Here is a 5,294-nt window from a genome sequence, read left to right on the forward strand (position 1 = left end):
CCGAAGGAAGGACTTTCACCTTCTAGATGATGAACCTTCTGGGATTCGGGAGTTGTTATTACCGCGGTAACATCCTCCAACCTTTAACAGTTCATCCTGTGCAGTAGTTGCACATGGTGCGACTGCCCGTCGCACAAAAAAGCCGGAAGCAATATGCCCCCGACTTAAATTATTTATTTTATTATTCTTCGTCCATAAATGGATATGAAACGTCTGTTGTTGGTGCGAAGTTTTCTTTGATAACGCGTGGAGTTGTCCAACGAATCATGTTGAAGACAGATCCAGCTTTATCGTTTGTACCTGAACCACGAGAACCACCAAATGGTTGTTGGTTGATCATCGCGCCAGTTGGTTTGTCGTTAATATAGAAGTTACCAGCTGCGCCTGATAAGCGGTTTTCTAAGTATGCGATAGCTTGGCGATCTTGAGCAAAGATTGAACCTGTTAATGCATACATAGAAGCTGTATCAACTGCTGTTAATGTTTCATCTAATTTTTCATTTTCGTAAACATAAATCGTTAATACTGGTCCAAAGATTTCTTCAGTCATTGTTTTGAAGTTTGGATTTGTAGTCACGATAATTGTTGGATTAATAAAGTATCCAACTGAATCATCATAAGTTCCACCAGCGATGATTTGTGCTTCTTCTGAATCTTTTGCGTATTCAATGTAGCTTACAATTGAATCAAATGCTGGTTTGTCGATTACCGCACCCATGAAATTACGGAAATCACGCACGTCACCAACTTTAATTTTTGCTACTTCTTCAACTAGACCGTCTTTTACAGTTTCCCATAGACTTGCTGGGATGTAAGCACGGGAAGCTGCAGAACATTTTTGACCTTGGTATTCAAATGCACCACGAACAAGAGCAGCTACAACTTTGTCTGCTTGAGCTGATTCGTGAGCGAATACGAAGTCTTTACCACCAGTTTCACCGACTAAACGTGGGTAAGATTTGTAGTTTGCAATGTTTTCACCTACAGTTTTCCAAATTGTTTGGAATGTAGCTGTAGAACCAGTGAAGTGGAATCCAGACATACGTGGGTCTGTTAACACGATTTCTGATACTTGAGAACCACGAGATGGTACAAAATTAATAACACCTTTTGGTAATCCAGCTTCTTCTAAAATACGCATGAAGTAGTAGTTAGCTAGAATTGAAGTTGATGCTGGTTTCCAAACAACTACGTTCCCCATCATAGCAGGAGCTGCTGGTAAGTTACCACCAATTGCAGTGAAGTTGAATGGTGAAATCGCTAATACGAAACCATCTAATGGACGGTAATCAGTACGGTTCCAAACATTTTTCATGCTATCTGGTTGAATTTGATACACTTGGTTCGCATAATCAACACCGAAACGTAAGAAGTCTGCTAATTCTTGAGCAGAGTCAATTTCAGCTTGAATCGCAGTTTTTGATTGACCAAGCATAGTTGCTGCATTCATAACATCACGGTATGGACCTGAAATTAAGTCCGCAGCTTTTAAGAAGATCGCTGCACGGTGTTCCCATGCCATATTTGCCCATGCTTCTTTAGCAGCCATTGCTGCTTCCACTGCATCGCGTAACTCTTTTTCACCAGCTTCTGAATAATTAGCTAAAACATGTTGGTGATTATGTGGCATAACCACTTGTTTTACTTTATCTGTTGTTATATTTTGACCATTTATAATAACAGGGATTTCTACTACAGTATTTGATTGACGCTCTAATTCTGCTTTTAATGTTGCTCTCTCTTTCGTACCTGGAGCATAAGTATTACCTGGCTCATTTTTAGGAGTTGGGATTTTGAAAATTCCATTGCTCATGATTTCACGTTCCTTCCTACTATTTTAATACCCTATCAATATAACATAGACCCCTTCGTCTATACTATAAATTATATCATTTTATTCTCGTAATTTTTTGATAGTTGCTGGTTGGAGTGACAGGAATTGGTTTTGATTTGAGGTTTGTGGATCTTGTGGAGATGAGTTTTGGTTGGGGAAATAAATTGTGTGGGGAGAATGAAGTTTGGGGTTTCTGGAGTTGAAGGGCGGGATGGCGAATAAGTTTGTGGTTCAGGCGAATTTCTGGTGTGGATTGGCGAATAAATTAGGGAATCTGGCAAATATTAGCCTCGAATTGGCGAATTACTCCTGGAATCTGGCGAATATCTGCCGCAAATTGGCTAATAACTTCTGGAAATTGGCGAATTAGATTTAGGATTTCTAATATTTGTGTTGTTGGTTTGATAACTCCTCAGTTTTGGCAAATATCTACCTCAAATTTGCCAAAACTTTTGAACAATATTCTAAATACACTGGTGATCCATAAAAAGTTCTAATAACTTTCCAGGATTGTCTAATATCTCAACAGATTTGTCTATTATCAGCCCTGATTTGTCTATTATCCTACCCTACTTTTCCAGTCTGTCTATTATCCGAGGCAATCCGTCTATTATCAGCCCAGCATTGTCTATTATCCCACAGCCCTTTCCCCAACTGTCTAATAAACAGCCCAGATTGTCTATTATCCGAAGCTATCTGTCTATTATCACCCCAAGTTTGTCTATTATTTCGCACCTCAACTTCCCATTCCCATCCCCGCCTCCTCACCCGAAATCCACGATCCCCCCGCACTCTGGAACCCACACCTCTCAAAAAAAACACCCACCCCACACGGTTAACCGTCAACCGTGCGAGATGGGTGATTTCAATTTATTGATCATTTTTAATTTTCGGTGTTGGTTGTTGTTGGTAGACTCTTGAGAATGGTGGGACGGATTCTGTTAGCCAGATGTTACCGCCAATAACTGAGTCGTGGCCAATTTTTGTGTCGCCGCCAAGTATGGTTGCACCTGCATAAATGACTACGTTGTCTTCAATGTCAGGGTGGCGTTTGATACCTTTAATAGGGTTGCCGTGTTCATCAAGAGGGAAGCTTTTCGCCCCAAGTGTAACACCTTGGTAAATTTTTACGTTTTTACCGATTGTACATGTTTCACCAATGACAACGCCCGTACCGTGGTCAATGAAGAAATAATCACCGATTGTTGCTCCAGGGTGAATGTCAATTCCAGTTTGGCTGTGCGCGTATTCGGACATGATTCTTGGAATAATTGGTACCCCTGATTTATAAAGTTCGTGAGCAATTCTATGTATCGTAATAGCTATAATCGATGGATAGCTAAATAGAATCTCTTCAGTTGATGTTGTTGCAGGATCCCCATTATACGCCGCTTGTATGTCAGTTTGAATCGTTCTACGAATTTCTGGGAATTTATTGATTAAATCAATTACAATTTGATCCACATCCGGTTTTTCTTCGGAAGATTGCACCTGTTCCCCATTTGCGAAAACCTTCTCGAGTAAATCCCTTAAGTCCAAAGCAGATGCTCTTAATTTATTGCCAATTGAAATGTTAATTTTCCCGTCGAATGTTGAGCGCTTTTCACATAAGCAAGGGAAAAGAGCATTTCGGAAATTTGTAAGAATTTTATATACTTTTTCTTGACCTTCAAATCCGATTGTTTTTTCAATTGAAAAATATTCTTTATGAACGTCCACTAGCGAATTTGCAACAGTTTGGATGTCATTTGATAGCCAATCGTTTAATTTCATCGTCCATTTCACCTCGTCAACTATTTTACTAAATATACCAATCTATGTATATGTCTGTTTGCCTGAAAAAGCACTTATGAATCTCATGGTGTAGACATAATAAAAACAAACTCATATTAGTAGATTATTATACTACTAATCACTTCATTTTGCTAAAGAAAATGATTCATTTATAGGTTGGAGAAATAAATCTAATTTTTAAATCTTCTGAAAATCATTTTTACCATAAATTTGCTATACTTAAATTGGTGAAGATTCTATTTTCATTTTATTATACTAAAATATTGTCAAAACTAACTAGACATGTGTTAAAGGAGTGATCTAGCAATGCCGCAAGAAAAAGAAGTGTTTGACATTACGATAATTGGTGGAGGGCCGATCGGGTTATTTACCGCTTTTTATGCTGGGATGAGGCAATGTTCAGTGAAAATTATTGAAAGCCTTCCGCAGCTTGGTGGTCAATTAACAGCTTTGTACCCGGAAAAATTTATATATGATATTCCCGCTTTTCCAAAAGTTCGAGCTCAAGTTGTAGTCGATCATTTAACAGAACAAATGAAACAATTTGAACAAACAATTAGTCTTAACCAAGCCGTTGAAACAGTGGAAAAATTAGAGGATGGCACTTTTAAATTAACAACAAATGTAGAAGAACACTACACAAAAACCATTATTATCACATCAGGTAATGGCGCTTTCCAACCGAGGAAATTACAAATTGATGGAGCAGATCGTTTCGAAAACTCAAACATTCATTATTTTATAAAGGATCTGAAGCAATTTGAAGGAAAACGCGTTTGCGTACTTGGAGGTGGTGATTCTGCGGTAGATTGGGCTTTAATGTTAGAGCGAATTGCAGAACATGTTTCTTTAGTCCATCGAAGAGACTCCTTCCGCGCACATGAAAACAGTGTTGAAAATTTAAAACAATCAAAAGTTCAAGTACTGACACCTTATGTACCGGTTGATGTTGAAGGTAATGATCGAATTAAAAAAATCGTACTTGAAGAAGTGAAAACGAATGAAAAGATCACGTTAGATGTTGATGAAGTCATTGTAAATTATGGATTCCTTTCTTCGCTCGGACCTATTAAAAATTGGGGATTAGAGTTAGAGAAAAACTCCATCATCGTTAACAGCAAAATGGAAACAAATATTCCTGGTATCTTTGCAGCTGGAGATATATGTACGTATGATGGTAAAACAAAATTAATCGTCACTGGCTTTGGAGAAGCTCCGATTGCTGTCAGTAGCGCAAAAATGCATTTCGACCCAACAGCGAAACGACACACCATTCATAGTACGAGTTTAATGGAAGATTTGAAGAAGTAAAGAAGCTGGGACATTGGGGACAGTTTTTCTGTCCCATTCGCACATCAATGCACACCTGAATTTTCAGGTGTGCTTTTTAAAAATATTAAAATATCAGTGGGACATATTTACTGTCCCCAATGTCCTGGCTTTTGGTGGGACACATTTACTGTCCGAAGGCACTGAAAAACATCACCTAAATAATGGTAGATAATTATGTAGTCTATTAAAAGACAAAAAACCCCCAACATTTGGTATAATGGAATTAACTAGAAACCAAACCAAACTGGGGGTAATTTTATGCTTAAAGAAAAAGATAATCAATTAAGCATCTATTCAATATTATACAATAGAATACCAGAAAACCATATGTTAA

General features: G+C 38.1%; 3 protein-coding genes. 1 reads left to right on the forward strand and 2 read right to left on the reverse strand.

All coding sequences use genetic code 11. The features are described from left to right. Window positions 1-181: 181 nt before the first annotated feature. Together pruA and epsC are read right to left on the reverse strand one after the other, a co-directional pair. Entirely contained in the window at window positions 182-1,813 is a 1,632-nt protein-coding gene (gene pruA / locus ACOQFO_RS05885; protein ID WP_421688770.1) for an L-glutamate gamma-semialdehyde dehydrogenase, read from the reverse strand. Between the two features lie 891 nt (window positions 1,814-2,704). After that, on the reverse strand, window positions 2,705-3,607 hold the full coding sequence (gene epsC / locus ACOQFO_RS05890) for a serine O-acetyltransferase EpsC (RefSeq protein ID WP_421688771.1): 903 nt from the start codon (window positions 3,605-3,607) through the stop codon (window positions 2,705-2,707). Window positions 3,608-3,934: 327 nt separating this feature from the next. Between epsC and ACOQFO_RS05895 the strand changes: the two genes are divergently transcribed. Continuing rightward, a complete protein-coding gene (locus ACOQFO_RS05895; protein ID WP_421688772.1) occupies window positions 3,935-4,939 on the forward strand; it encodes an NAD(P)/FAD-dependent oxidoreductase in 1,005 nt (334 codons plus the stop codon). Window positions 4,940-5,294 lie beyond the last annotated feature (355 nt).

The organism is Ureibacillus sp. MALMAid1270, from assembly GCF_049202975.1.
Lineage (GTDB): Bacteria > Bacillota > Bacilli > Bacillales_A > Planococcaceae > Ureibacillus.